Source organism: Futiania mangrovi, from assembly GCF_024158125.1.
Lineage (GTDB): Bacteria > Pseudomonadota > Alphaproteobacteria > Futianiales > Futianiaceae > Futiania > Futiania mangrovi.
Genome location: NZ_JAMZFT010000002.1, coordinates 512,934 through 538,717 on the forward strand (window position 1 = coordinate 512,934; position 25,784 = coordinate 538,717).

Genomic DNA, 25,784 nt, shown 5'->3' on the forward strand with positions numbered 1-25,784 from the left:
ATGCACGACTTCCTTTTCGGCATCTATCCCTACATCGCGCTTAGCGTGCTGGCGCTCGGCTCGATCGCGCGCTACGAGCGCGACCCCTTCACCTGGAAGACAAGCTCCAGCCAGTTGCTGCGGCGCCGTCAGCTGGTGATCGGCTCGGTGCTGTTCCATGTCGGTGTGCTGGTGGTGTTCTTCGGCCACCTGGTCGGCCTGCTGACCCCGATCGCCTTCTTCGACATGCTGGGCATCAGCCATGGCGCCAAGCAGATCCTCGCCATCGTCGTCGGCGGGATCGCGGGCGTGATGGCGCTGGTCGGCGGGCTCATGCTGCTGCACCGCCGCCTGTTCGATCCGCGTATCCGCGCAACCTCGCGCTTTGCCGATATCGCCATCCTGGCGCTGCTGGTGGCGCAACTGGTGATCGGCATCGGCACGATCTTCATCTCGCTGCAGCACCTCGATGGCTACGAGATGGTGAAGTTCATGGCGTGGGCGCAGGGCATCTTCACGTTCGAGGCGGGCGCTGCGGCCTACATTTCCGATGCGCACTGGCTGTTCAAGCTGCACCTGTTCCTCGGGCTGACGATCTTCCTCGTGTTCCCGTTCACGCGGCTGGTGCATATGCTGTCGGCGCCGGTCCGCTTCCTGTGGCGGCCGGGCTACCAGGTCGTGCGTTCGCGCCGCACCGCTCCGCTGCCGCCACGCGGCCGCGCCATGCCGGAACCCTCGGAGTAGTGACCATGAACAAGCCGCTCTTTCCCGATGTCGTGGTCAATGGCGTGACGATCCCGGCGCGTGCGATTGCTGCGGAGGCACAGAACCACGCCGCGCCGAAGGGCAAGCCCGGCTGGGCGTGGCATGCGGCGGCGCGCGCGCTCGCCGTGCGCGAACTGCTCCGCCAGGAGGCGTCACGGGCCGGGATCGCACCGGAACCCCGCGCGCTGCCGGGCGGGCGTATCGAGACGGACGAGGAGGCCGTGCTTCGGGCGCTTCTGGACCGGCGTCTCTCGGCGTGTCCTCCGTCGGAGGAGGAGGTGCGTGCCGTCTATGACGCGAACCCCGAACGGTTCGTTTCACCCGCGCTGTTCGAGGCCTCCCACATCCTCTTCGCCGACGACACACGCGATGTGACCGTGCGTCCGCGGGCACGCAAGCGGGCGGCGGCGGTGCTGGCCGAGATCGCCCGCGATCCGGGCGCATTCGAACGGATCGCGCGCGCCGAGAGCGATTGCCCCTCCCGCGCGAACGGCGGCATGCTCGGCCAGCTGGCGGAAGGCGATACGGTGCCGGAGTTCGAGGCCGTGCTGAAAGCGATCGAGCCCGGCACGGTGGCGCCGGAGCCGGTCGAGACGCGCTACGGCGTGCATGTGCTGCGCCTCGACGCCCGCGCCGACGGGGCCGTCCTGCCGTTCGAGGCGGTGCGCGACCGCATCGCGGCGGCCATCGAGCGGCGGCGTTGGGCCGGGGAAGCGCGCGCCTTCGTCGAACGCCTCGTCTCGGTGGCAGATGTGCAGGGCGTGGTATTTGCCGCCGCGGACCGCGCCACGTCTTCCGGCAGCTGACGGCGCACCCGTCCTTCACCCCGTCGCTGCAACCCAGAGGTTCCGCCTGCGGCATTTGACAGGTGCGCCGCGCTTGCGTTTGCTCTGTAGCAGGCGCAGCTGAGCACGGAGGCGCGGGGCACCGCATGGCAGGCGGACGGGTCGAGGGGCGCGTGGCGCTCGTGACGGGTGCGGCGCAAGGGCTGGGGGCCGCGATCGCCCGCATGCTGGCCGACGAGGGCGCACGCATCCTGCTGACCGACCTCCAGGCGGACAAGGCCGAAGGCGTCGCTGCCGCGATCCGCAATGCGCATGGGGCCGATGCCGCCGGCGCGGTTCCCCACGACGTCACGTCCGAAGACGGCTGGGCAAGGGCTGTCGCCGCGGCGGAAGCCGGCTTCGGCGGGCTTCACATCCTCGTCAATAACGCCGGGATCGTCGAACTTGGCACCGTGGAGGAGACGTCGCCCGAGGTATGGCGGAGCATGCACGCGGTCGACCTCGACAGCGTCTACCTGGGCTGCCGCGCGGCACTGCCGCTGATGCGGGCGTCTGGCGGCGGGTCCATCGTCAACATCTCATCGATTTCGGGCATCGTCGCGGGCGCGAACCTCGCCGCCTACAATTCGGCCAAGGCGGCGGTCCGGCACCTGACGAAGTCGGTCGCGCTCCATTGCGCGAAGCTGGCGCGCGAGGGGCAACCGCTCGTGCGTTGCAACTCCGTGCACCCGGTCTTCATCGACACGCCGATGATCGCGCCCTTGACCGGCGGCGACGAGGCGGGGCGGGGCCGGCTCGAAAGGCAGATTCCCATCGGGCGTATCGGCGCGCCGGAGGACGTCGCCTATGCCGTCCTTTACCTTGCGAGCGAAGAGTCCAGATTGATGACCGGTGCCGAACTGGTGCTCGATGGAGGCCTCAGTGCTCAATAGGCGCCTGACGGCCGATCGCAGGGGATGACAGCAGCCATGACCGACAAGCCCGTTCTGCTGGTGGTGCATCAGCTGACCTCGGACCCGGGGCGGATCGGGCGGGCCATCGCGCGCCGCGGCTACAGGCTCGACGTGCGCTGCTGCGCGGCGGGGTACGAGTTGCCGCCGGACCTCTCCGGGCATGCCGCCGTCGTGGTGTTCGGCGGCCCGATGAGTGCGAACGACGACCATCTTGCCTTCCTGCGCAAGGAGATGCGCCTGATCGAGCGGGCGCTGAAGACGGATGTGCCGTTCCTGGGCGTGTGCCTCGGCCACCAGATGATGGCGCGGGTGCTGGGCGGGCGCGTGGTGAAGCACCCGGCCGGCGAGGTCGAGATCGGCTATTGGCCGATCCGCGCGACGGAGCCCGGCAAACCGCTCTTCGGCGAGGAGATGACGGTCTACCAATGGCACCGCGAGGGCGTGGAGCTTCCGGCGGGCGCAGGGATCGAGGTGCTCGCCCGTTCCGAACGCTTCGACAACCAGGCCTTCCGGGTAGGGTCCGGCGCCTATGGCATCCAGTTTCACGTCGAGCTGACGACCGGCATGATGCAGCGCTGGCTGCAGCGCGGCCGGCCGGACCCGTCGGTCCCCGGCACCATGCCGCGCGCCGAGCAGCTTGCCGCGCGGCGCCGCCACGACGCGGACCTGCGGCGGTGGCTCGACGGCTTCATCGAGCACTGGATGCACGGGGCCGAGATGGATGCCGCGGTGCCGCGCGAGACGGCCTGACGCTGTACCGGCGAGGGTGCGTCTGTTCTTCGCTGTCTCGGAAGCGAACCGGCGGGCGGGGAATGGTGGAGCCGAGGGGAGTCGAACCCCTGACCTCAGCAATGCGAATGCTGCGCTCTCCCAACTGAGCTACGGCCCCGCGCCCTTGGGACGCGGACTTGTAGCGGCGGCGCCGCGGCTCTGTCAAGCGGCTGCAAGGACGGCGCGGCTCCAGAGTGCGGCGCATGGGCCGCGATGCCTTGCGCCGGGCGGCGGGCGCGGCTACATCGGACGGGACCGGAAAGCCCGGCGAGGCGCTTCGGGGCCCGCACGGGTCCGGCCGACAAGGGGGGGACAGCCGCAGCCATGTGTTCGCTACTCAGCCTGATCACCACGGTCATCCAGCTTTATATCTATGTCGTCATCATCCAGGCGGTGATGAGCTGGCTCCTGGCCTTCAACGTGATCAACATGCACAACGCCTTCGTCGCGAGCATCGCGCGCGGGCTCTACCAGCTGACGGAGCCGGTGCTGCGCCCGATCCGCAACGTCCTGCCGAACCTTGGCGGTCTCGACATCTCGCCGGTGATCCTGATCCTGGCGCTGATCTTCGTGCAGAACCTGATCTACGAGTATTCCTTCGGGGTGTGCTTTTGAGCGATGACGGCCTGCGCCTGGCGGATGGGGGCCTGCTGATCCGCGTCCGGGTGACGCCCAATGCGCGGCGCGAGGGTCTGGTGCCCGGCGAGGGGCAGCTGGAGGCGAAGGTGACGGTCCCGCCGGAGAAGGGGCGGGCGAACGCCGCCCTGGTTGCCCTGCTCGCGCGGACGTGGCGGCTGCCGCGGACCTCGCTGGAGGTGGTTTCGGGTGCGACGGGGCGGATGAAGACGGTGCGCGTGGCCGGCGATGCAGAAGCGGCGCGGCGCGCGGTTGCGGAATGGATGGTTGCGGAGCGTGAGGGAAAGGGCAGCGCATGAGCGAGGCACGGATCATTGACGGCAAGGCGTTCGCGGAAGGCTTGCGGGCGCGCGTGGGAGAAGCGGTCGCCGGTCTCGTGCGCGCGCACGGGCTGACCCCGGGTCTTGCGGTGGTGCTGGTGGGTGAGGATCCGGCCTCCCAGGTCTATGTGCGCAACAAGGCGAAGCAGACGCGCGAGGCGGGCATGCACTCGGTCGAGCACCGCCTGTCCGCAGACACGTCCGAGGCGGACCTGCTGGCGCTGGTGCGCGCCCTGAACGCCGACCCGGCGATCCACGGCATCCTGGTGCAATTGCCTCTGCCCGCCCAGATCCGCGCGGAAACGGTGATCCAGACCATCGACCCGGCGAAGGACGTGGATGGCTTCCATGTCGTCAATGCGGGCCTGCTGGCCACGGGTCAGGAGGCGCTGGTGCCGTGCACGCCGCTCGGTTGCCTGATGCTCGCCCGCGACACGCTGGGCGACCTCTCCGGGCTGGAGGCGGTGGTCGTCGGGCGGTCGAACATCGTAGGCAAGCCGATGGCGCAATTGCTGCTCAAGGAAAGCTGCACGGTGACGGTCGCCCACTCGCGCACGCGCGACCTGCCGGCGGTATGCCGCCGCGCCGACCTGCTGATCGCCGCCGTGGGCCGGCCGAACATGGTCAAGGCCGATTGGATCAAGCCCGGAGCGACGGTGATCGATGTCGGCATCAACCGCGTGGATGCAGGCGAGGGCAAGACGCGCCTGACTGGCGATGTGGATTTCGAGGATGCCAAGGCGGTTGCGGGCGCGATCACACCGGTTCCGGGCGGGGTCGGGCCGATGACGATCGCCTGCCTGCTGCGCAACACGGTCGTTGCCGCCTGCCGCCAGCGCAGGCTGACGCCGCCGGAAACTCTTTGAATTTCAGATGCTTCAAAGTTGGGCGCCGGTAGGGCCTGTGGCGGCCCTACCGGTCCGACCCCTCGATTTCAGCCGCCCATGCGCCGGTTGCGGTTTCCGAGCAGGCGCAGGCGCAGGGCGTTGAGCTTGATGAAGCCCGCCGCATCGCGCTGGTCGTAGGCGCCGGCGTCCTCCTCGAACGTGACGTGCGCCATGGAGTAGAGCGAATAGGGGCTCGACCGGCCCACGACGTCGGCGCGGCCCTTGTAGAGCTTCATGCGGACGGTGCCGGTGACGTGCTCCTGGCTCTTGTCGATGAGGGCCTGCAGCATCTCCCGCTCGGGGCTGAACCAGAAGCCGTAATAGATCAGCTCCGCGTAGCGCGGCATGATCTCGTCCTTCAGGTGCGCGGCCCCGCGGTCGAGCGTGATCGACTCGATGCCGCGGTGCGCGGCGAGCAGGATCGTGCCGCCCGGCGTCTCGTAGATGCCGCGCGACTTCATGCCCACGAAGCGGTTCTCCACGAGGTCGAGCCGCCCGATGCCATGCTTGCCGCCATATTCGTTGAGCGCCGTCAACAGGGTCGCGGGGCTCATGGCCTCGCCATTGATCGAGACCGCGTCACCCTTCTCGAACCCGATCTCGATGTATTCCGGCGTGTTCGGCGCATCTTCCGGCGCGACGGTGCGCTGATAGACGTAAGCAGGCGCTTCCTCGGCCGGATCCTCGAGCAGCTTGCCCTCCGACGAGGTGTGCAGCAGGTTGGCGTCGACCGAGAACGGCGCCTCGCCGCGCTTGTCCTTGGCGACCTGGATCTGGTTCTTCTCCGCGAAGTCGATCAGCTTCGTCCGGCTCGTCAGATCCCACTCGCGCCACGGCGCGATCACTTTGATCTCCGGGTTGAGCGCGTAATAGCCAAGCTCGAAGCGGACCTGGTCGTTGCCCTTGCCGGTCGCACCGTGGCAGACGGCGTCGGCGCCGGTTTCGGCCGCGATCTCGATCTGGCGCTTGGCGATAAGCGGGCGCGCGATCGAGGTGCCGAGCAGGTAGATCCCCTCGTAGACCGCATTGGCCCGGAACATCGGGAACACGAAGTCGCGCACGAACTCCTCGCGCAGGTCCTCGATATAGATCTCCTTGATGCCCAGCATTTCGGCCTTGCGGCGCGCGGGCTCAAGCTCCTCGCCCTGGCCGAGGTCGGCGGTGAAGGTCACGACCTCGCAATTGTAGGTGGTCTGAAGCCACTTCAGGATTACCGAGGTGTCGAGGCCGCCCGAATAGGCGAGCACGACCTTCTTCACGTCCGACATGGGAGGCACCCTTTCGCTCAGGTCACATGGGGATTGGCGACGGGCGCGCACTATAGTGGAGACGGGGCCTGCGGCAAGGGGGACTCTCCGGGCGCGCCGGGCCCGCGTCAGTCCGCGTGCAGCACGGTCCAGCCGGTGCCGAATGTGGCGCTGTCGGCAAGCTCTTCGGAGGAGAGCGCGAAGACGACGGGCACGCCAGCCTCGGCAAAGCGGCGCGCGATCGAGCGGCCGTCCATCATCGGCTCGCTCTCGTCCAGCCTCTCCGGCACGCGGGGTCCGAACAGCGGATCGGCGCGCTGGACGAGCAGGATCGCGTCATCCCGCCGTGCGATTTCGATCTGGTGCTCGACCCGGCGCGAGGTTTCGCCCGCATAGGGCGCGATCAGGTCGGCGCCCGTGGTGCGATAGAGCTGACGTTTCAGGGTCGTTGCCGCCTGCTCGGCCGCATGCTCCGCGCCCGAGCCCTTGCTGACGACGAAGATGACCGGCGACGTGCCGCTTGCAGCGTCCGACATGATGCTACCCCGCGTTGATCGTCTCGCTTGCCGGGGAACGCCGGGCGCGCGGCGCTCGTTCCGAGGCCGACTTGAGCTGGCCGCACGCCGCCATGATGTCGCGCCCGCGCGGCGTGCGCACCGGGCTCGCATAGCCGGCGCGGTTCACGATGTCGGCGAACGCCTCGATCCGCTCCCAGTCCGAACATTCGTAGGGGCTGCCCGGCCAGGGGTTGAACGGGATCAGATTGATCTTCGCCGGGATGCCCTCGATCAGCTTCACCAGGCGGCGGGCGTCCTCGTCGCTGTCGTTCACGTCCTTCAGCATCACATATTCGAAGGTGATGCGGCGTGCGTTCTTCAGCCCCGGATAGGCGCGGCAGGCGTCCAGCAGTTCCGCGATCGGATACTTCTTGTTGAGCGGCACGAGCAGATTGCGCACCTCGTCCGTCGTCGCATGGAGCGAGATCGCCAGATTGACGCCGATCTCCGCCCCGCACGCCGGGATCAGCGGGACCACTCCGCTGGTCGAGAGTGTGATGCGCCGCTTGGAAATGGCGATGCCGTCGCCGTCCTGCGCGATCAGCATGGCCTTCTTCACGGCGTCGAAATTGTAGAGCGGCTCGCCCATGCCCATCAGCACGATGTTGGTGATCAGCCGCGCCTCGATGGGCAGGTCCCACTCGCCGAGGTCGTCGCGCGCCGCCATCACCTGCGCCACGATCTCCCCCGCCGTCAGGTTGCGGACGAGCTTCTGGGTGCCGGTGTGGCAGAAGGTGCAGGTCAGCGTGCAACCGACCTGCGAGGAGATACAGAGCGTGCCGCGCCCGTCGTCCGGGATGAAGACCGTCTCCACCAGGTTCCCGTCGGCCAGCCGGAAGAGATACTTGCGCGTCCCGTCGACCGAGATCTGCCGGGTGACCGTCTGGGGCCGGTCAAGAGTGATCGCCTCGGCCAGTTCAGCGCGGAACGCCTTCGACATGTTCGTCATGGCGTTCACGTCGGTCGCGCCCTGCTGGTAGACCCAGTGCCAGAGCTGGGCCGCGCGCATCTTCCGCTGCCGCTCCGGCACGCCCATCCCGGCCATCAGCGCGACCATGTCCGCCCGGTCCATTCCAATCGCGGATGCGCGCACCGGCCTCTCCGCGGTCAGGGCGTCGGGAGCGTCGCGTTGCAGGAGCGGCATGGGCGGTGTCCTCGGGCTCGCGGGTGGCAGGCGCGCTTCAGCGCACGCCGCACGCCTCGCTGATCGTCTTGTGCGCTGCCGTGAAGCCGATCAGCGAATAGGTGTCGGTCGTGTCGGTGCCGCGGTTGGAGCGGCCCTTCACGCGGATGTTGGCGCCGCGCTTCATGGCTTCAACCAGGCGCTGCTCCTCGACCGCATCGCGCAGCCACGCGCCGTCGCCCTGGGTGAAGAGCGACCAGTTGTCCGTGCCGACGGTCGCGGTGACGCTGGAGCCCGGCTCGTAGGTATAGCCGGTGATGACGCTCACCTCGTTCTTGACCGACTGGCCCGGCCGGTGCGTGACCATGAGGTAGATGTCGCCGCGCCGGACGTTGTCGGGCAGTGCCTCGACAGGCTTGGTCGCCATCCAGCATGTCTTCTGGCCGCCGTCGGTCATGGCGAAGGCCGTCCAGTCGCGGAAATTGCCCAGCAACTCCGGCCCGGCCGCGGCTGCCTGGCCCGCGATCAGCAGGCCCGTGCCCGCCGCCAGCGCGCCGCGCAGCACCTTGCCAAGAAACGATCGTGCCTTCCGACCTGTCATCACGTGCTCCCGATTGACTGTTCGCCATGCCTCGCGATCCTCATCGGCGGATCGCATGCTTCTCCGCGGCTGACCGCCGGTGCGCGGACCCCGCGGAGGGGGACCGTGCCGGGTTCGGCTTGCCGGACCGGCTGCGAGCGGATACCAACCGCCGGCGACGCGCTGGCCACGGAACTTGGCCGCATAAAGACACGGAATCGCACCGGAAGGGAAGGCCTTGAACATGCCAGAATCCCTGAAAATCCCCGTCTCGTCTCCAGCCGATCCGGTCCTCGTCGAGGTGACCCGCGCCGGCCTGGTGGAATCGCGCCACAGCGGCGCCCTTTGCATCGCCGATTCGCGTGGCGAGATCGTGGCGGCACTGGGCGACGTCGAGGTGGCGGTCTTTCCCCGGTCGTCCTACAAGATGCTGCAGGCGCTTCCCCTGATCGAGACCGGGGCGGCGGATGCCTTCGGAGTGACCGACCGGGAACTGGCGCTTGCGTGCGCCTCGCACAATGGCGAGCCGGGTCATGTGGAGGCGGTGCGTGGCTGGCTCGCCCGTATCGGCTGCAGCGAAGACGACCTCGCCTGCGGGGCTCACCGGCCCTACCATGAGGGCTCCACCGACGACCTCGTCCGGCAGGGCCATGCGCCGCGACGCGCGCACAACAATTGCTCCGGCAAGCATGCGGGCTTCCTGACGGTCTGCCGCCATCTGGGCCTTCCCATCGCGGGGTATGCCCGGCCCGACCACCCGGTGCAGCGCATGGCCTGCGACGCGATCGCCGGTATGACCGGTATTGCCGCGGATGCGATGGTGAACGGCATCGACGGCTGTTCTGCCCCTGCGCTGGCCTTCCCCTTGAGCGGGCTCGCCCGTGCCTTCGCCGGGATCGCCGCGCCGGAAACGCTTGCCGACGGAACCCGCGCGGCCGCCGTGCTCAGGCTCTACCGCGCCGTCACGGGCGAACCGTGGTTCGTGGCCGGAACGGGCCGTTCCTGCACGGTCCTGATGCAGGCGGCGGAGGGACGCGCTGCGCTCAAGACCGGGGCGGAGGGTGTGTTCACCGCGGCCATACCTGCCGGTGACGGCCGACCGGCGCTGGGCGTGGCGGTGAAGATCGCAGACGGCGCGACGCGCGCTTCCGAATGCGTGATTTCCGAACTCCTCGTCCGGCTGGGCGTCGTTACCGCGGATACGGAGGGCGTCGCCGATTTCCGGACGCCGGCGATCAGGAGCCGCGCGGGGGAGGAGGCCGGCGCGATCCGTGCGGCAGAAGCGCTGTCCCACCTGGCCCTACCCGTGTAGGGCCGGCCACGCTACGCCCTGTGACCACCGTTGCGCAGGCGGCCCAGCGCGGCGCGGGCCTTCAGCCTGTGCTCCTCGCGCACATGGGCGCCCACGGTTCGCAGGACAGCGGCAAGCACGGCGGCATCGTCGGTGAAGCCGAGGCACAGAATGACGTCGGGCACGGCATCCACGGGCAGGACGAAATAGGCCAGCGCTGCCAGCAGCGTCAGCCGCACGCGGCGCGGCGTCTGCGGATCGAAGGCGGCGTAATAGGCCGCGGCGGCATCTTCCGCGAACGGAACGCGGGCGATCAGGCGGCCGAGCTTGGCCCAGAAGCCCTCCCTCACGATACGCTCGTGCCGGTCCGAGGGCGCGGGCACGCGGTAGGGCGTGCCGTCGATCCGGGGCGTGACGTCCTCGGCGGTCATCCGCACTTCCTCCATCCTCGGCCAAGGCCCCTGTCGCGATCCAAGCGGATGCGGGGCGAGGGGGACTGGCGCCTGTCCCGAAACGCGATATGGTCGCGCACCCGCCGCCGCTTCAAGAGGCAGGCGGCACGGCCGGATAACAAGGGTGCAAGACGAGAGGGACGCGATGAAGCTGGACGGGAACATTGCAGCAGTGGTGACGGGCGGGGCTTCCGGCCTCGGCGAGGCGACGGCCCGGGCGCTGGCTGCCAAGGGCGTGAAGGTCGCCCTGTTCGACATGAACGCGGAGCGCGGGGCGCAGGTCGCGGGCGAGATCGGCGGTGTCTTCTGCGCCTGCGACGTGACGAAGCCCGAAGACGTCGAGCGGGCGCTGGCGGAAGCGCGCGCCGCGCACGGGCAGGAGCGCGTCCTCGTCAATTGCGCCGGCATCGGCCCCGCACAGAAGACCGTCTCCAAGGGCCGCGCGCACGATCCGGCGCTGTTCAACAAGGTCATCGCCGTCAACCTGATCGGCAGTTTCAACTGCCTCTCGCACTCGGCCGCGGGCATGAGCGAAGCCGAGCCACTGACCGCGGACGGGGAGCGCGGCGTGATCGTCAATACGGCCTCGGTCGCCGCCTTCGACGGGCAGATCGGGCAGGTGGCCTATGCGGCTTCGAAGGGCGGCATCGTGGGCATGACCCTGCCCGCCGCGCGCGACCTCGCGAACCTGGGCGTGCGGGTGTGCACGATCGCGCCGGGGCTGTTCCTGACGCCGCTGCTGCAGTCGCTGCCGCAGCAGGTGCAGGACTCGCTGGGCGCGCAGGTGCCGTTCCCCTCGCGCCTCGGCAGCCCGGCGGAATACGCCGCGCTGGCGGTCCACATCGCCGAGAATTCGATGCTCAACGGCGAGGTGATCCGCCTCGACGGCGCGATCCGCATGGCGCCGAAGTAGGGCCGGTCAGGCCGCGAACTGATCCATGATGCGGGCAAGGTCGATGTCGCGCTGCGTCAGCCCGCCCGCGTCATGGGTCGAGAGCGTAACGTCCACCGTGCGGTAGACGTTGAACCACTCGGGATGGTGATCCATCCTTTCGGCGGCCAGAGCCACCCGGGTCATCCAGCCGAAGGCCGCGTTGAAGTCCCGGAAGGTGAAGGTCTTGGTGATGGCGTCGCGGCCATAGACCTCGGCCCAGCCGTCGAGGGTGTTCATTGCCGCGTCGCGCGCGTCGCCTTCGAGCTTGTCGTTCGACATGGTGGTCGCCTCTCCCTAGGTGTGCCGCCAGACGGGCGGCGGCCGTGCCCCGCTCGGGGCGGAGACCAACAGGACGCGGGCCGCACGTCAAGGTTTGTTCCGGCACCAGGCAAGGATGGGGTACAGCATGGCCAGCAGGGCAGACGGACGGGAAAACGCCTGGGCGCACATGATGGCGCCGAGCATCGACGACCTCGCGCAGATCGCGGAGGACGCCTTCGCACGCCTGCCGGAGGTGTTCGCGCGCCGCTGCGGCGACATCGCGATCCTCGTCGTCGAGTTCCCCGACGAGCAGACCGCCGAGGACCTGGAACTGGAAACGCCGTTCGACCTCCTCGGGCTCTACGAGGGGATCGACCTTGCGAGCGCGTCGAGCTTCGATGCGCCGGAAGCCCCCAACCGCATCGTCCTGTTCCGCCGGGCGCTGCTCGACTATTGGGCGGAGCACGAGGAGACGCTCGGCGATCTCGTGACCCATGTGCTCGTGCACGAGATCGGGCACCATTTCGGCCTTTCGGACGACGACATGGAGGCGATCGAGGCGGCGGCCCGTTGAGCGCCCGGTAGGGCCGGGAGGCTACCCGGTCCGCCCCGAGAGTAGATCCTCCACCCACGCCGGTACGACCTCGCTCGCCGGGCCATACCGCCCCTCGTGGAAGGCGCTGCGCACCTCCGACGGCTCGAGATTGAGTTCGACTGTGCGTGCACCCGCGGCGCGGGCCGCGCGCACGAAGCCTGCCGCCGGATAGACGCTGCCCGAAGTGCCGATGGCCGCGAACAGGGCGCAATCGGAAAGCGCCACCTCGATCTCGTCCATGTGGTAGGGCATCTCCCCGAACCACACCACGTCGGGGCGCAATTCGCCGGTATGACCGCAGGCGGCGCAGGCCCTGCCGGGATCGATGGCGGCGCGGTCGGTGCACACGTCGCCGCAGGCCATGCAGCGGGTCTTCGCGAGTTCTCCGTGCATGTGGAGAAGGCGCGTGCTGCCCGCCTGCTCGTGCAGGTCGTCGACGTTCTGCGTCACGACGAGCACCTCTCCCGCCCACTCGCGTTCCAGCCGGGCAATCGCCAGGTGCGCGGGGTTGGGGCGTGCGCCCGCCAGGTTCTCCCGCCGCGCGGAGTAGAAGGCGAGGACCAGTTGGGGATCGCGCGCGAAACCCTCCGGCGTCGCGACGTCCTCAAGGTTGTAGCGCGTCCACAGCCCGCCCACGTCGCGGAAGGTGCCAAGCCCCGATTCCGCCGAGATGCCGGCGCCGGTCAGGATCACGATCGAGGGGTGCAGGGCGCGCTTGTTCGGCGTCATCGGTGGGGCGTCTCCGGGTCTTGCGTTCGGGGGGCAGGTCTGGAATAAGGCACCCAGCTGAGCGGGGGTGACCCCGCCGTGAACAGCACCTTCCCTCACATCTCAGGATCATCGAAACCGCGGCGCGATCAAGCGCTGCGGCAGCATATGGAGTTGCGTTATGACGGGTATCGAGACCGGTTTCGGCGCGGCGCCGCTCGGCGCGACAGAACCGGAGGCGGCGGAGTTCGCAAGCCTGATGCCGGCGGAAGCGACGCTGGTGGCGGGCGTGGGCGAGGACGACGATTTCCGCGCCTGCCGCGATCTGATCGGCCATGCGCGGCGCGACTATGGCCAGGCGCAGGAGAACATGCGGCTTGCGCTCCAGTACAAGGACATGGGTCAGGACCGCGTGGCGCAGAGCTATGCCGACAAGGCATACGCCAAGCTGCAGGAACTCTTGTGGACGCTGGAGGAACTGCTCGGCAACTGCGTGAAGATCGGCGCCTTGTCGGACGCAGAGATCCGGGAGATGCAGGACATCAAGGCGCGTGTCGACGGTCTGCTCCGCCGCTTCGAGTCGGATCAGCCGACGCTGGGCGAGCGGGCGGGCGCCTTCCTGCAGGACGCGGGCGAGGTGATGGGCCAGATCGGCCAGGGGCTTGCGTGGGCGGCTGGCGCAGTTCTGGGCGGTCTCGGCTGGCTGCTCGGCGGCGGGCGCCAGGGCGCGTTCTGATCGCCTGTTCCCGGTGGGATTTCACCTTCGTGTTTCCCGGCGCGGCCGACCGGCCCCTCGGTTCCGCCGCGATATATTCGAGGAGTAGCCCGAATGACACAGATCGACTTGCCGCCCGTGGCCCCCGGCGCGTTCGGCGGCGCGCCGGCAGACGCCGACGCGTTCGCAACGCTGATGACCGCACCCGGCACGCAACCAGCAAGCGCCTCGGCCATGGTGGTCGCCGTCAGCACCGACGACGAACGCGCCTTCCGCGCGTGCCGCGCCATGGCTGCGGACGTCTACACCTTCTACAATCGCTTCATGCGCAACCTGAGCCAGGCCGATGCCCTGGACCGGGCAGGCAACAAGGTTGAGAAATCCGCCTATGTTCAGGCGGCCTATCAGGATCTGAAGCAGCTGCAGTTCACGATCGACGCGGTGCTGGCGGTGTGCAGCGACGCCTTGTCCGAGGAGGAACTCGAAGGCTTGCGGGAGTTGAAGGAGCAGGTGGACGACCTCAAGGGGCAGATCGACAATCTCTACAAGCCCGATGGAACCGAGCGGCCGGGCGCCGGTGCGCGGGCGGGGGCTTTCCTTCGGGACGCCGGAGAGGTTATGGGCCAGATCGGCCAGGGCCTCGGCTGGGTGCTGAGCGGCGTTCTCGGCGCCCTCGGCTGGGCGCTCGGCGGTGGGCGGCAGGGTGCGTTCTGAGGCGGGACGTCAGACCAGTTCGTAATCGGCCAGCGCCTCGTAGACGCCTCCGTCGGAGAGAAGGTGGCTCTCGAACAGGTGGAACTCCCGTACGGGCACGGGACCGGTCGAGAACAGGCCGAACCGCTGGATGTAGCGGCCGACGCGGTCAGGCGGCGTGGTCTTCAGCCGCCCGATCGTCACGTGTGGCATGAACTTGCGGGCCGAGATGTCGAGCCCCGCGCGGCGCAGCGCCGTCTCGACCCGGCCCTGCAGCGTGACGAGCGCGTCGCATTTCTCAACGCCGATCCAGACCGCGCGGGGCTTCGCGTCCCCGAACTGCCCGACGCCGGACAGGCGCAGGTCGAAGCAGGGCGCGCGGATGACCGAGAGCGCGCTGTGCGCGTCCTCGATCAGGTGCTCCGGCGTCTCCCCGATGAAGGCGAGGGTCAGGTGCAGGCTCTCGTGCTTCACCCAGCGCGCGCCGGGCAGGCCGGTCTGGATCATCGCGATCCGGTCGCGCACGTCCTCCGGCAGGGCAAGACCGACAAAGATGCGCCGCATGGGGCCGCCCTCCGTTCGCCCGGGCCGCGGACCCCGTCAGGGACAGGGATTGGGACGCAGCCGGTGAATCGCCTCGATGCCTTTTAGCACGTCCGCGCTCAACGTCACATCGAAGGCCGACAGGTTCTCCTGAAGCTGCGGAAGCGTCGTCGCGCCGATGATGGTGGAGGTGACGAAGGGCCGCTGGCGCACGAAGGCGAGCGCCATCTGCGCGGGCGTCAGCCCAGCCGCCTGCGCAAGGTCGCAATAGGCCCGGATGACCGTCTCGACGCCTTCCGTCTCGTACCGCTGCAGCCGGTCGAACAGCACCTTGCGGGAGCCTTCGGGCCGCGCGCCGCCCAGATACTTGCCGGTCAGCACGCCCTGGCCGAGCGGGGAGTAGGGCAGGTAGCCCACCTCCTCGCGGATCAGCACCTCGGCAAGCGCGGTGTCGTCGACCCGGTTGAGCAGGCTGTAGGCGTTCTGCACGGAGGCGACGCGGGGCAGGCCGAGGCGGTCGGCAGCCTCGAGAAAGCGCATCACGCCCCACGGCGTCTCGTTCGACAGGCCGACCGCGCGGATCTTGCCCTCGTCCACGAGGGCCTTGAGGAGCGCAAGCTGCTCCTCGATGGGTACGGCGTCGCCCGGCTGGTGGTCGTAGCCGACCGCGCCGAAGATCTTCATGGGCCGGTCCGGCCAGTGGATCTGGTAGAGGTCGATGCGGTCGGTCTTCAGGCGCTTCAGGCTGCCCTCGATCGCATACCGGATGTTGCGTTCGTCGACGCGGGTCTCGCCGTCCCACGGACGGAACCAGTCCATGGCGGAGCGGCCGACCACCTTGCTCGCCACGATCCATTGGTCGCGGTTGCCGCGCGCGGCGAACCAGTCGCCGATGTACTCCTCGGTCTTGCCGTGTGTCTCCGTACGGGGCGGAATGGCGTAAAGCTCTGCGGTGTCGAGGAAATTGATGCCCCGGTCCTGGGCGAGATCGAGCTGGGCGAAGGCGTCCTCGCGGCTGTTCTGCTCCCCGAAGGTCATAGTGCCCAGGCAGACCTCGCTCACGGTCAGCCCGCTGCGGCCGAGCGGCGTCATCTTCATCCTGTCCGGTATCCCCCTGCTGGAAAACGCGACTGCGGCGCGACACCCCTGCGCGCCCTGGTGACGAGACTATTGCGCGCGCGCCTGCACCCGCCCGATCAGATCTTCCACGAAGGGCGCGATGCGGTCCACGATGACTTGCACACCCTCCGCGGTCGGGTGGATTCCGTCCGCCTGGTTGAGGGAGGCGTCCGCTGCCACCCCATCGAGGAAGAAGGGGTAGAGGAGGGTACCGTGTTTCTCGGCAAGCTCGGGATAGATCGGCTCGAACGCGGCGCGATACTCCGGCCCCAGGTTGGGCGGGCTGCGCATGCCTGCGAGCAGCACCGGAATGCCGCGGTCGGCGAGCTTTTCGAGAATGGCGTCGAGGTTGGCGCGCGCCGCCTCCGGTGGCAGGCCGCGCAGCGCGTCGTTGGCCCCAAGCTCGACGATGGCCGCGTCCACCCGTTCGCCCAGCGACCAGTCGAGGCGGGCAAGGCCGCCCGCCGTCGTGTCGCCCGAAACGCCTCCGTCGATCACGGTCACGTCATGGCCGCGGGCGCGCAACTCCCGCTCCAGCGCGGGCACGAAGCCCTCGCCCTGTGCAAGGCCGTAGCCCGCGGTCAGGCTGTCGCCGAACGCGAGGATGCGTACCGCCTCCGCCTGCGCGGATGCGCCAAGAGCAATGAACCAGAGGGCTGCAGCAAGCGTAATCCATAAGGTCCGAAGCCGCGCGGCATTGAGAATCCTGCCCCGGGCGCCATATCCGGAAGGCGCGTCATCCCCGCCGCGCCGGAGTGCGGCACTGGCCGCGCATGTTGTGTCCGTCTGCATCGTCGAGAGGACGTCCCCGTGACCGTTTCATCAAGTTCCGCCGACCGCACCGAACCGGCCATCCGGCTGACGGGCCTCTCCCTGACATTGGGGAGCGAGGCCGGTCCGGTCAACATCCTGCGCGGCATCGATCTTGCCGTCGGCGCGGGCGAGACGGTGGGGATCGTCGGGCCGTCGGGGTCTGGCAAGTCGACGCTGCTGATGATCCTCGGCGGGCTGGAGCGGGCGAGTTCCGGGACCGTGGAGGTCCTTGGGCGCGACCTGACGGCGCTGGACGAGGACCGGCTGGCGCTCTTTCGCCGCGATGCCGTGGGCATAGTCTTCCAGTCCTTCCACCTGATTCCCACCATGACCGCGTTGGAAAACGTGGCCGTGCCGCTGGAGCTTGCCGGAAAGCCCGAGGCGTTCGAGGCGGCAGAGGCGGCGCTGGTTCGCGTCGGTCTGGGTCATCGCATGGGGCACTACCCCGGCCAGCTTTCAGGGGGCGAGCAGCAGCGGGTCGCGCTGGCTCGCGCGACGGTGGGGCGTCCCAGGCTGCTTCTCGCAGACGAACCGACAGGAAACCTCGACGGGCGCACGGGCGCGGACATCGTCTCGCTGCTGTTCGACCTGCATGCCGAACAGGGTACGACGCTGGTCCTCGTCACGCACGATCCGGCGCTTGCCGACCGTTGCGACCGCGTGATCGAGATCGACGATGGCCTGATCGCGCGCATCCGGCCCGGCGCACATGCGGCGCCGGAAAAACGCCTCTCGGTCGCGGAGTAGGGCCATGTCCGACCGTACGGCAGAACCGGGTGCCGCGACCTCCTGGCGCCTCGCGGCGCGGCTCGCCCGGCGCGACCTGCGCGGCGGGCTGAAGGGCGTGCGCATCTTCGTGGCCTGCCTGCTGCTGGGCGTTGCCGCGATCGCCGCGGTCGGCTCGCTCGCCGCCTCCATCGAGGCCGGGCTCAGCAAGGAAGGCGCAGCGCTGCTCGGCGGCGACCTCGCCGTGCGCATCGTCCATGTCGAGGCGACGCCGGAGCAACAGTCCTACCTGGAAGACCTCGGGACCGTCTCGCGGATGGCGGACATGCGGGCGATGGCCGGAAGGATCGCGCCGGACGGGACGAAGGAGCGCCGCACGCTCGTGCAACTCTCGGCGGTCGACGGGGCCTATCCGCTATACGGTACGCCGCGGTTCGACCCGGCCCTACCGGTGGACGCGGCGCTGGCGAAGACTGGCGGAGCATGGGGTGCCGTCGTCGAAGGCTCGCTCGCCCGCAGGCTGGGCCTTGCCCCCGGCGACACGTTGCGGATCGGCACGCTCGACTACGAGGTGCGGGCCGAGATCTTGACGACCCCCGATCGCGGGTCGGCAGGCCTGACCTGGGGCCCCCGCGTCATGGTGGCGTTCGACAGTCTCGCCGAAACGGGGCTGATCCAGCCGGGCAGCCTCGTGAACTACCACTACCGTGTGGCCCTCTCCCGCGGCGCGGACGTGGAACAGGCGCGGGCTGCGCTGCAGGCGCAATTCCCGGACGCAGGTTGGCAGGTGCGAGACCGGCGCAACGGCACGCCGCAGGTCCGCGAATTTGTCGAGCGGGTGGCGATGTTCCTGACGCTGGTCGGACTGACCGCCCTGGTCGTCGGCGGCGTTGGCGTGGCGAACGGCGTGAAGGACTACCTCGACGGCAAGATCGGCACCATCGCGACGCTGAAGTGCATCGGGGCGACGGACGGCCTCATCGTGCGCATGTTCATGCTGGAAGTGCTGGCGTTCGCAGGCGCGGGTATCCTCGGCGGGCTTGTCCTTGGTGCGGTCATACCGCCGGTCGGACTGGCCCTCCTGGCCGATCTTCTGCCGGTTCCGGCGGTGGCAGGGCTCTATCCCGTGCCGCTTGCCGTGGCCGGCGCATCCGGCCTCCTGGTCGCGCTGGCCTTCGCGGTATGGCCGCTGGCGGCGACGCGCGACGTCCGGCCTGCGCGGTTGTTCCGGGCGCTCGTCGCCGCGACCGGGCGGCGTGTGCGGTGGAGCGACGCCGCCCTCGGGTTCGGGGCGCTGATCGTGCTTGCCGCGCTGACACTGGCGACCGCGCGCGACACGCTTCTCGTGATATGGTTCGGGGTAGGGCTGGTCGCGGCCTTCGCGCTTCTGCGGCTGACGGGATGGCTGGCGGTCCGGCTGGCGCGCGCGCTGCAGGCGCTGCGGCCGGGTGCGGTGGTGCGCCTCGCACTCGCCAATCTCAATCGGCCCGGGAGCCCAGCGCCCTCGGTCGTGCTGTCGCTTGGCCTCGGCCTCACCGTGCTGGTAACGGTCTCGCTGGTCGACGGCAATCTCGCGCGCCAGGTGCAGGAGGACCTGCCCGAGAACGCGCCCGCCTATTTCTTCATCGACATCCAGGGCCCGCAGTCGGACGCCTTCGCGGAGGCGGTCTCTGCCATACCCGGCGTGCGTGCCGTGGACCGCAGCCCGATGCTGCGGGGCCGTTTCGTGGCTATCAACGGCGTGCCGGCGAGCGAGGCCACGGTCGCGCCGGGCGGGGAATGGATGCTGCGCGGGGACCGCGGTCTCACCTATGCCGCCCGCCCGCCCGAGGGCACGACCATCGTTGCGGGCAAGTGGTGGCCCGAGGACTACGACGGCCCGCCGCTGGTCTCGTTCGAGGCGGAAGGGGCGATGGAGCTTGGCATCGGCATCGGCGACACGATCACGGTCAATGTGCTGGGGCGCGAGATCACGGCGGAAATCGCCAGCCTGCGCGAGTTGGACTGGCGCACGCTCGGCATCAATTTCCTGATGATCTTCACGCCGAACACGCTTGCAGGCGCACCGCAGACGGTCCTGGCCACGGCCGAGATGACGCCGGCGGCCGAGGCCGCGGTCGAGCGCGCGGTGGCGCAGGATTTCCCCAATGTCTCCGCGATCCGGGTACGCGACGCGCTGGAGACGGTGGCGACCTATGTCGAGAACCTGGGCGCGGCGGTGCGCGGCATCTCGGCGGTGACGATCCTGTCGGGCCTGCTGGTGCTTGCAGGGGCGCTGGCGGCGGGACAGCGGGCACGGACCTATGACGCGGTGGTGCTGAAGGTGCTGGGCGCGACACGTGGGCGGCTGGCGGCGGTGCACCTGACGGAGTTCGCGCTGCTCGGGCTTGCGACCGCCGTCGTGTCGGCGGCGCTCGGCACCGTCGGAGCGTGGGCCGTGGTCGACCTGGTCATGGGCGCGCGCTTCACGGTGCTGCCCTGGACGCTGCTGGCGACGGTCGCCGGAACGCTTGTCGTGACGGTCGGCATCGGCATCGCGCTCAGCTGGCGGACGCTGTCGGCGCGGCCCGCCGGTCCCCTCCGCCAGGGGGCGGGATAGGGCGCCGGGTGCGCCCGTGGCGTTAATTAACGGGTAAGCATTGGAGAACTCGATCTCTTTTCGGTCCGATTCTCCTTGAACCGCTGCCAATGCATGCCAATATCCTCGCGGAGGTTCACCTTCTGACGGAGCGTTTGATGGCAAACTACGAGCGTCGCATGTCGGCCGGCACGCATGCCGAAGCCGGCGTGATCGACCAGGGCCTGCGCAGCTACATGCTGCGGGTCTATAACTACATGGGTGTCGGCCTGGCGCTGACGGGCGCGGTTGCGCTGCTGTTCGCGGCCACTCCGGCGCTCTATGGCGCGGTCATGGGCACGCCGCTGATGTGGGTCGCCATGCTGGCGCCGCTTGGGCTCGTGTTCTTCCTGAGCTTCCGTATCCACAAGATGAGCTTCGCCGCTGCCCAGACGACATTCTGGGTCTATGCGGCGGTGAACGGGGTTGCGTTCTCGACGATCTTTCTGGCCTTCTCCGGCGAGAGCATCGCGCGCACCTTCTTCATCACGGCGGCCATGTTCGGCGCGATGAGCCTGTGGGGCTACACGACGAAGCGCGACCTGACGGGCATGGGCTCCTTCCTGTTCATGGGGCTGATCGGCCTGATCATCGCGATGGTCGTTAACATCTTCCTCGCGTCGAGCGCGCTGCAGTTCGCGATCTCTGTCATCGGTGTGCTGATCTTCACTGGCCTGACCGCCTACGACACTCAGGCGATCAAGGAAATGTACGCCGAAAGCGACGGCAGCGAGACGGCAGGCAAGAAGGCGATCATGGGCGCGCTGCGGCTCTATCTCGACTTCATCAACCTGTTCATGATGCTCCTGCATTTCTTCGGCAACCGGGAATAGGGCACGCGCCCTCATCTGCCTGAAGTATCTGCTCTGCGAAACGAAGAAGGCCCCGCGTTCGGCGGGGCCTTTTCATATGCGGCGACATTTGCGTCAGTCCGCGCCGTCGAGAACCTTCAGCGCCTTGCGTTCGAGCACCTTGAGGACACCGGCAAGCTCGCGCCCCCGTTTCAGCATGTGCCCGGTGCCGGTCATCACCGCGAATGCCCCCTGCCTGCGGGCGAAGCGCGGCTCCTTCACGATGCGGTAGAGCGGCGTTTCGCTGGTCCGGCGGAACACCGAGAAGACCGCCCTGTCCGAGAGGCAGTCGATCGCGTAGTCGCGCCATTCCCCGGCGGCGACCATCTGCCCGTAGATGCGCAAGATCTGCGCAAGCTCCCTGCGGTCGAAGGACGTGATGGGCGGGGGCGCCTGCCGCGCAGCTGCCGGCGCAGCTGCCGCGGCCCGCGCGAGGAAAGGTATGGGCGTTGACTCCTCCATTGGGACGGAAGCATGAAAGCCCGCGCCTTCGATTGCAAGAGGCCTGCGTCCGCGACGCCAGCACGACGGCGCGCAGAACGCGACGCAGATGCCCCGATTTTGCCGCAAACGTGCCAGCGCGCAGCCATATGCGGCCGCCACTCTCTGCTGGCAGTTGGCGATGCCGACATGTGGCCCGGTTCCGGACAAACCCGCCTGCCATCCTTTGCCCCCCAACCCCGCTGGCAGGCGGCCCCGGAACCGGGCACCTTCTTCCCTTCCCGTGCATGTCGGCCCGATACCCGGGCTTTCCCTTGATTTTGGCATCGCGTCCGGCGCACCTTCGGCGGGAACGCAGGCGCCTGCGCACTGCCATGGGATGATTCGAACCGACCGGACGCTGACTGCCTTGACCGACCGCGCCATGATCCGCGTCTCCGGCCTCATCAAGCGCTTCGGCGCCCGGACGGCGGTCGATGATGTGTCCTTCGCGCTGGAGCGCGGGGACGTCATGGGGTTTCTCGGCCCGAACGGGGCGGGCAAGACCACGACAATGCGGATGATCGCAGGCTTCCTCGCCCCGGACGCCGGTCGGGTGGAAGTGGCCGGGATCGATGTTGTCCGTGCGCCGCGGCAGGCCCAGGCGCTGCTCGGCTACCTGCCGGAAGGTGCCCCGGCCTATGGAGAGATGACGCCGGCGGCACTCCTGTCCTTCCAGGCGCGCGCGCGGGGGGTGTCCGGTGCCGCGGCCGGTTTCGCCATCGCCCGGGCGATGGCCCGTACGGCGCTGGAAGAGGTGGCGGAACAGCGTATCGACACCCTGTCCAAGGGGTTCCGGAGGCGGGTGGCGCTCGCCGGTGCGATCCTGCACGATCCGCCTGTCCTGGTGCTCGACGAGCCGACCGACGGTCTCGACCCCAACCAGAAGCGGGAGGTGCGCGCGCTGATCGGCGCCCTGCAGGCGGAAACGGCGATCCTGATCTCCACCCATGCGCTGGAAGAGGTCGAGGCGGTGTGCAACCGGGTCGCGGTGATCGCGGGCGGGCAGCTGGTCGCAGATACCACGCCCGCCATGCTGGCGGCGGCGGGGGCCGGGCCCGGGGCGCGCGACGCCAGAACGCGCACGCGGCTCGAGGCAGTGTTCGCGCGCCTGACCGGACACGGGAGCGCGCCCATGCGGGATCTGCCATGACGCGGCGCGGGCCTGCCGTCGCCTCCCTCGGGGGTTCGGCCTGGCGGTCCGGCTTCGCGGCCGTGTTCCTGCGCGAGGCAGCGGCCATCTTCGGCGCGCCGCTGGCCGTCCTGTTCGCTGTGGTCTTCGTCTTCTTCGCGGCGGCCTTGAGCTTTCACGCGACCGGGCTGCTCGATCGGGGCGAGGCCACGCTCGACCCCTTCTTCGCGACGCACCCCTACCTGCACATGGTGCTGATGCCAGCGCTGGCGATGCGTGCGTGGGCGGAGGAGCGGCGCAGCGGCAGCGCCGAGTTGCTGTTGACCCTGCCGCTCCCCCTCTGGGCGGCCGTTGGCGCGAAGTTCCTGGCGACCTGGGTGTTCGCAGCCACGATGCTCGCGGCAACGACGCCCGTTTGGGCGACCGTGGCCTGGCTCGGCAATCCGGATCATGGGGTTGTGCTCGCCGGCTATCTCGCGAGCCTCCTGATGGCCGGCGCATACCTCGCGATCGGGCATCTGGCCTCGGCGCTGACGGCGAGCCAGGTCGTGGCCTTCGTTGCGGCCGTGGCGGCAGGAGCGCTTCTGACGGCGGCGGGATTGCCGCTGGTGCTGGAGCCCGCCGCAGCGGTTCTGCCGGGACGTGCGCTTGCAGCGCTTGCGGACCTGTCCATCCTCGGCCATTTCACGGCGATCCTGCGGGGGGTGCTCGAGGCGCGCGACGCGGTATACTTCCTGACCGTGATCGGCGGGGGGCTGGCCGCGACAGCCATCGTGGTCGCGGGCTGGCGGACCGGCGGTGCGCCCTTCGCCCGCGTCCGGACCGCTGCGGCGCTCATTCTGGTCGCGGTCACGGTCATCGCCCTCAACGTCGCTGCGTCGGGGTTTCTGCGGCACGCGCGCATCGACCTGACCGCGGAAGGAGCATGGACGCTGGGGGCGCCCGCGCGCACGATCCTTTCGCGCCTGCAGGAGCCGGTGAGCCTGCGCTTCTACCGCACGCCGGAGACGTTGCGCGAGGCGCCCGAACTTGCAGGCTTTGCCCGGCGGGTGGAGGACCTGCTGAGGGAAATCGCGCATGCCGCCGACGGGAAGGTCGTGCTGGACATCTTGGATCCCGCGCCCTTCTCCGAAATGGAGGACCGGGCGGTGGCCGACGGGATGCGCGCGGTCGGGGCGGGCGACGGCCGCCGCGTCTATTTCGGTCTCGCCGGGGCGAACACGGTGGATGGGCGTGCGGCGATACCCTTCTTCCTGACCGAGCGGGCAAAACTCCTCGAATACGACTTGCTGCAGATGATCGATGGCCTGGACCGTGTGGTGAAACCCCGGGTCGGCGTGCTGTCGAGCCTGCCTCTCGCCACGGGACCCGGCGGTCCCGGGGCCGCGCTGCGGGGCGAAGCGCAGCCGTTTCCCATCTGGAGCGAGTTGGCGAGTTATTTCGATCTCGAAATACTGAATTCGGAATTGGAGATTGTGCCGCCGTCCATCGGCGTCCTGCTGATCCTCCATCCGCCCGTGCTCTCCGAGGGGCCGGGCGGGGCGGTCGCGCGCTTTCTCGCCGACGGCGGCAAGGCGGTCATCCTGCTCGACCCCTTCTCCGAACTGGTCGCGGCACCCGACGCGCTCGGCCGGCGGCTGCCGGGCGTCGCGGCAGCCAGCCATCTGCCGGACGTGCTTGCCTCCTGGGGCGTTGCCATGGACCGGTCCCGTGTCGTTGCCGATCCTGGGCGCGCGGCACGGGTCGCCGGTCTCGGGCCTGGCGGGGAGGGCGGGTTCTACCCGGTATGGCTGACGCTGGGCACGGAAGACATGGCTTCCTCGGACCCGGTGGCGAGCCAGTTGGCCCGGATCGTGCTGGCAAGTGCGGGGGCCATCGACGTCTCCGGGCTTGTCCCCGGCCTCATTCCCGAACCGGTGCTGGTGTCCAGCCCGGCGGCGGTGACCATACCGATCTCGGCCCTGCGCGAGCCGCAGGCTGCGCTGGCCGCGGTGCGTGCGGCGGATAACCGGGGCCAGCGCATGCTCGCCGTGCGCCTGTCGGGCCGCTTCCCGCTACCGGACGGCGAGGCCGCCGGGAGCGACCCCAGACCCGGCAGCGTGCTGTTGATCGGCGACATCGATCTCGCCGATGCCCGGCTCTGGCGCCAGCCGAGCGCCCGCTTCGGGGCGCGGGCCAGCGTGCCCTCCTCCGACAACGCTGCGTTTCTCGTCAATGCGGTCGATCACATGCTGGGCTCGACGGACCTGCTGGCGCTGCGTGGCCGCACCGTGACCGACCGGCGCTTTACCAGGATCGAAGAGATGCGCCGGGCCGCAGCCCGGGAAATGCAGGCCGAGGAGAGCGCGCTCGCCCAGCGCCTGAAGGATGCCGAGGCCCGCCTGGCAGAGACCGAGGCGGACGGTCCACTGGCGCTCGCGGGGAGTCGCCGGCAGACGGAAATCGAGGCCCTGCGGGCGGACGTTGCCGCCTCCCGCGCAGCGTTGCGGGCGGTACGTCATCGATACGATGCGGCGATCGCCACACTGAAACTGCGGCTCATGCTGCTCAACATGGTCGCAGCCCCGCTGCTGGCTGCGCTTGTCCTGCTGGCGGGCGCTGCCATCGGACGCGCGCTGGCCCGGGCATGGCGTGCGGGGAGGATCGCCGGATGAGGATGCGCGACCTGTTGCTGCTTTCGGCGATTGCCGGTGCCGCATGCCTTCTTGCGCTGGCGGCGCCCTCTCCGGTCAGGCCGGCCCTACCGGTGGAAGAGATCGAGCCGATGCTCGCCTTTCCGGGGTTCGGGGCGGCACTGGACACGGTTGCGCGGATCCGGATTGCAGGGCCGGAGGGAGCGGCGGTCCTGGTCCGCGGGAGCACGCGCTGGGAGGTCGCGTCCGGAGAGGACGGCGCCGCCGCCGATGGGGCGCGCGTGGCAGCCCTGCTCGGGGGCCTGGCGCAGCTTCGGCTGGTGGAGGAGAAGACCCGGCTTCCGGAGCGGTATGGCCTGATCGCCGTCGATGACCCGGAGGATAGCGGCAGGGGGACGCGGGTAACCGTCTATGACATCGACGACCGCGTCCGGGCCGACCTGATCCTCGGCAAGGTGCGGATCCCGCCTGCACCCGGCCTGCCCGGGGAGCGGTTCGTGCGCCGTCCGGGCGCCGCGCAGGCCTGGCTGGCACGCGGTGCACCGGATGCGCTGGCATTGCCGGACGCCTGGCGCGCCGCCCAGTAGGGCCAGGCTTCCGCCTGCCCGTGCAGCCCCG

The 25,784-nt window shown here is 69.3% G+C and carries 29 protein-coding genes and 1 tRNA gene; 18 read left to right on the plus strand and 12 right to left on the minus strand.

The genetic code is table 11. The annotated features are described in order from the left end of the window. From narI to NJQ99_RS09320, 4 genes are all read left to right on the plus strand, one after another. On the plus strand, nucleotides 1–723 hold the full coding sequence (narI, locus tag NJQ99_RS09305) for a respiratory nitrate reductase subunit gamma (RefSeq protein WP_269332552.1): 723 nt from the start codon (nucleotides 1–3) through the stop codon (nucleotides 721–723). Between the two features lie 5 nt (nucleotides 724–728). Beyond that, nucleotides 729–1,550, plus strand: a complete 822-nt coding sequence (locus NJQ99_RS09310) for a peptidylprolyl isomerase (RefSeq protein ID WP_269332553.1) — start codon at nucleotides 729–731, stop codon at nucleotides 1,548–1,550. A gap of 125 nt (nucleotides 1,551–1,675) precedes the next feature. Next, nucleotides 1,676–2,461, plus strand: coding sequence for a glucose 1-dehydrogenase (locus NJQ99_RS09315; protein ID WP_269332554.1), 786 nt, complete (start codon nucleotides 1,676–1,678; stop codon nucleotides 2,459–2,461). A 36-nt stretch (nucleotides 2,462–2,497) separates the two neighbouring features. After that, entirely contained in the window at nucleotides 2,498–3,232 is a 735-nt protein-coding gene (locus tag NJQ99_RS09320) for a glutamine amidotransferase-related protein (protein ID WP_269332555.1), read from the plus strand. A gap of 63 nt (nucleotides 3,233–3,295) precedes the next feature. Here NJQ99_RS09320 and NJQ99_RS09325 read toward each other — a convergent pair. Beyond that, nucleotides 3,296–3,371 (minus strand) — tRNA-Ala (locus NJQ99_RS09325). Between the two features lie 206 nt (nucleotides 3,372–3,577). Here NJQ99_RS09325 and NJQ99_RS09330 point away from each other — a divergent pair. Genes NJQ99_RS09330 through folD form a run of 3 tightly spaced genes read left to right on the plus strand, consistent with a single transcriptional unit; the run spans nucleotide 3,578 to nucleotide 5,075 of the window. Then, complete coding sequence (locus NJQ99_RS09330; protein ID WP_269332556.1) at nucleotides 3,578–3,868, plus strand: YggT family protein; 291 nt, start codon at nucleotides 3,578–3,580, stop codon at nucleotides 3,866–3,868. Beyond that, the gene (locus NJQ99_RS09335) at nucleotides 3,865–4,188 is read left to right on the plus strand and encodes a DUF167 domain-containing protein (RefSeq protein WP_269332557.1); all 324 of its coding nucleotides are present in this window, start codon (nucleotides 3,865–3,867) and stop codon (nucleotides 4,186–4,188) included. Before NJQ99_RS09330 ends, NJQ99_RS09335 begins: the two co-directional genes overlap by 4 nt. Further along, nucleotides 4,185–5,075, plus strand: coding sequence for a bifunctional methylenetetrahydrofolate dehydrogenase/methenyltetrahydrofolate cyclohydrolase FolD (folD, locus tag NJQ99_RS09340; RefSeq protein ID WP_269332558.1), 891 nt, complete (start codon nucleotides 4,185–4,187; stop codon nucleotides 5,073–5,075). Before NJQ99_RS09335 ends, folD begins: the two co-directional genes overlap by 4 nt. 68 nt (nucleotides 5,076–5,143) lie before the next feature. Here the strand turns inward: folD and NJQ99_RS09345 are convergent, their stop codons facing one another. From NJQ99_RS09345 to NJQ99_RS09360, 4 genes are all read right to left on the minus strand, one after another. Beyond that, nucleotides 5,144–6,364 carry an argininosuccinate synthase gene (locus NJQ99_RS09345; RefSeq protein ID WP_269332559.1) on the minus strand — a complete coding sequence of 407 codons (1,221 nt, stop codon included), beginning with the start codon at nucleotides 6,362–6,364 and terminating at the stop codon, nucleotides 5,144–5,146. Between the two features lie 107 nt (nucleotides 6,365–6,471). Further along, nucleotides 6,472–6,879 (minus strand): P-loop NTPase family protein, encoded by a 408-nt coding sequence (locus tag NJQ99_RS09350; RefSeq protein ID WP_269332560.1) that lies wholly within the window; start codon nucleotides 6,877–6,879, stop codon nucleotides 6,472–6,474. A 4-nt stretch (nucleotides 6,880–6,883) separates the two neighbouring features. Then, nucleotides 6,884–8,044: a 23S rRNA (adenine(2503)-C(2))-methyltransferase RlmN gene (gene rlmN, locus NJQ99_RS09355; RefSeq protein ID WP_269332561.1), complete on the minus strand. Its 1,161-nt coding sequence runs from the start codon at nucleotides 8,042–8,044 to the stop codon at nucleotides 6,884–6,886. A 37-nt stretch (nucleotides 8,045–8,081) separates the two neighbouring features. Continuing rightward, the gene (locus NJQ99_RS09360) at nucleotides 8,082–8,624 is read right to left on the minus strand and encodes an invasion associated locus B family protein (RefSeq protein WP_269332562.1); all 543 of its coding nucleotides are present in this window, start codon (nucleotides 8,622–8,624) and stop codon (nucleotides 8,082–8,084) included. A 223-nt stretch (nucleotides 8,625–8,847) separates the two neighbouring features. Here NJQ99_RS09360 and NJQ99_RS09365 point away from each other — a divergent pair, with 223 nt between their 5' ends. Further along, on the plus strand, nucleotides 8,848–9,915 hold the full coding sequence (locus NJQ99_RS09365) for an asparaginase (RefSeq protein WP_269332563.1): 1,068 nt from the start codon (nucleotides 8,848–8,850) through the stop codon (nucleotides 9,913–9,915). Between the two features lie 11 nt (nucleotides 9,916–9,926). On the opposite strand, the gene NJQ99_RS09370 is transcribed toward NJQ99_RS09365, so the two are convergent. Further along, the gene (locus NJQ99_RS09370) at nucleotides 9,927–10,325 is read right to left on the minus strand and encodes a YkvA family protein (protein ID WP_269332564.1); all 399 of its coding nucleotides are present in this window, start codon (nucleotides 10,323–10,325) and stop codon (nucleotides 9,927–9,929) included. 166 nt (nucleotides 10,326–10,491) lie between these two features. On the opposite strand from NJQ99_RS09370, the gene NJQ99_RS09375 reads away from it, so the two are divergent. Continuing rightward, nucleotides 10,492–11,259: a 3-hydroxyacyl-CoA dehydrogenase gene (locus NJQ99_RS09375; RefSeq protein ID WP_269332565.1), complete on the plus strand. Its 768-nt coding sequence runs from the start codon at nucleotides 10,492–10,494 to the stop codon at nucleotides 11,257–11,259. 6 nt (nucleotides 11,260–11,265) lie between these two features. On the opposite strand, the gene NJQ99_RS09380 is transcribed toward NJQ99_RS09375, so the two are convergent. Continuing rightward, nucleotides 11,266–11,559: a 4a-hydroxytetrahydrobiopterin dehydratase gene (locus tag NJQ99_RS09380; protein WP_269332566.1), complete on the minus strand. Its 294-nt coding sequence runs from the start codon at nucleotides 11,557–11,559 to the stop codon at nucleotides 11,266–11,268. A gap of 127 nt (nucleotides 11,560–11,686) precedes the next feature. On the opposite strand from NJQ99_RS09380, the gene NJQ99_RS09385 reads away from it, so the two are divergent. Then, entirely contained in the window at nucleotides 11,687–12,115 is a 429-nt protein-coding gene (locus NJQ99_RS09385; RefSeq protein WP_269332567.1) for a metallopeptidase family protein, read from the plus strand. 21 nt (nucleotides 12,116–12,136) lie between these two features. Here NJQ99_RS09385 and NJQ99_RS09390 read toward each other — a convergent pair whose 3' ends face one another. Further along, complete coding sequence (locus tag NJQ99_RS09390; protein ID WP_269332568.1) at nucleotides 12,137–12,865, minus strand: NAD-dependent deacylase; 729 nt, start codon at nucleotides 12,863–12,865, stop codon at nucleotides 12,137–12,139. A gap of 160 nt (nucleotides 12,866–13,025) precedes the next feature. Here NJQ99_RS09390 and NJQ99_RS09395 point away from each other — a divergent pair, with 160 nt between their 5' ends. Continuing rightward, a complete protein-coding gene (locus NJQ99_RS09395) occupies nucleotides 13,026–13,580 on the plus strand; it encodes a hypothetical protein (protein WP_269332569.1) in 555 nt (184 codons plus the stop codon). A gap of 93 nt (nucleotides 13,581–13,673) precedes the next feature. Continuing rightward, the gene (locus NJQ99_RS09400) at nucleotides 13,674–14,273 is read left to right on the plus strand and encodes a hypothetical protein (protein WP_269332570.1); all 600 of its coding nucleotides are present in this window, start codon (nucleotides 13,674–13,676) and stop codon (nucleotides 14,271–14,273) included. 9 nt (nucleotides 14,274–14,282) lie between these two features. Here the strand turns inward: NJQ99_RS09400 and thpR are convergent, their stop codons facing one another. The 3 genes from thpR to NJQ99_RS09415 form a co-directional block, all read right to left on the minus strand. Then, nucleotides 14,283–14,816: an RNA 2',3'-cyclic phosphodiesterase gene (gene thpR / locus NJQ99_RS09405; protein WP_269332571.1), complete on the minus strand. Its 534-nt coding sequence runs from the start codon at nucleotides 14,814–14,816 to the stop codon at nucleotides 14,283–14,285. A gap of 36 nt (nucleotides 14,817–14,852) precedes the next feature. Continuing rightward, nucleotides 14,853–15,893: an aldo/keto reductase gene (locus NJQ99_RS09410; RefSeq protein WP_269332572.1), complete on the minus strand. Its 1,041-nt coding sequence runs from the start codon at nucleotides 15,891–15,893 to the stop codon at nucleotides 14,853–14,855. Nucleotides 15,894–15,962: 69 nt separating this feature from the next. Continuing rightward, entirely contained in the window at nucleotides 15,963–16,706 is a 744-nt protein-coding gene (locus tag NJQ99_RS09415) for an arylesterase (protein WP_269332573.1), read from the minus strand. Nucleotides 16,707–16,724: 18 nt separating this feature from the next. On the opposite strand from NJQ99_RS09415, the gene NJQ99_RS09420 reads away from it, so the two are divergent. From NJQ99_RS09420 to NJQ99_RS09430, 3 genes are all read left to right on the plus strand, one after another. Beyond that, nucleotides 16,725–17,474, plus strand: coding sequence for an ABC transporter ATP-binding protein (locus tag NJQ99_RS09420; protein ID WP_269332574.1), 750 nt, complete (start codon nucleotides 16,725–16,727; stop codon nucleotides 17,472–17,474). A gap of 4 nt (nucleotides 17,475–17,478) precedes the next feature. Continuing rightward, nucleotides 17,479–20,052, plus strand: a complete 2,574-nt coding sequence (locus NJQ99_RS09425) for an ABC transporter permease (RefSeq protein WP_269332575.1) — start codon at nucleotides 17,479–17,481, stop codon at nucleotides 20,050–20,052. Nucleotides 20,053–20,189: 137 nt separating this feature from the next. After that, nucleotides 20,190–20,903, plus strand: a complete 714-nt coding sequence (locus NJQ99_RS09430; RefSeq protein WP_269332576.1) for a Bax inhibitor-1/YccA family protein — start codon at nucleotides 20,190–20,192, stop codon at nucleotides 20,901–20,903. 93 nt (nucleotides 20,904–20,996) lie between these two features. Here NJQ99_RS09430 and NJQ99_RS16310 read toward each other — a convergent pair whose 3' ends face one another. Further along, nucleotides 20,997–21,809 (minus strand): DUF2794 domain-containing protein, encoded by an 813-nt coding sequence (locus NJQ99_RS16310; RefSeq protein WP_331283306.1) that lies wholly within the window; start codon nucleotides 21,807–21,809, stop codon nucleotides 20,997–20,999. Between NJQ99_RS16310 and NJQ99_RS09440 the strand changes: the two genes are divergently transcribed. From NJQ99_RS09440 to NJQ99_RS09450, 3 genes are read left to right on the plus strand one after another with little or no spacing between them, the layout of a single operon-like run. Further along, a complete protein-coding gene (locus NJQ99_RS09440; protein WP_269332578.1) occupies nucleotides 21,742–22,554 on the plus strand; it encodes an ABC transporter ATP-binding protein in 813 nt (270 codons plus the stop codon). The two genes, NJQ99_RS16310 and NJQ99_RS09440, sit on opposite strands and share 68 nt — an antisense overlap. Beyond that, nucleotides 22,551–25,187: a GldG family protein gene (locus NJQ99_RS09445; protein WP_269332579.1), complete on the plus strand. Its 2,637-nt coding sequence runs from the start codon at nucleotides 22,551–22,553 to the stop codon at nucleotides 25,185–25,187. The genes NJQ99_RS09440 and NJQ99_RS09445 overlap by 4 nt, the downstream gene beginning before the upstream one ends. Next, the gene (locus NJQ99_RS09450) at nucleotides 25,184–25,753 is read left to right on the plus strand and encodes a hypothetical protein (protein WP_269332580.1); all 570 of its coding nucleotides are present in this window, start codon (nucleotides 25,184–25,186) and stop codon (nucleotides 25,751–25,753) included. The genes NJQ99_RS09445 and NJQ99_RS09450 overlap by 4 nt, the downstream gene beginning before the upstream one ends. Nucleotides 25,754–25,784: the final 31 nt, after the last annotated feature.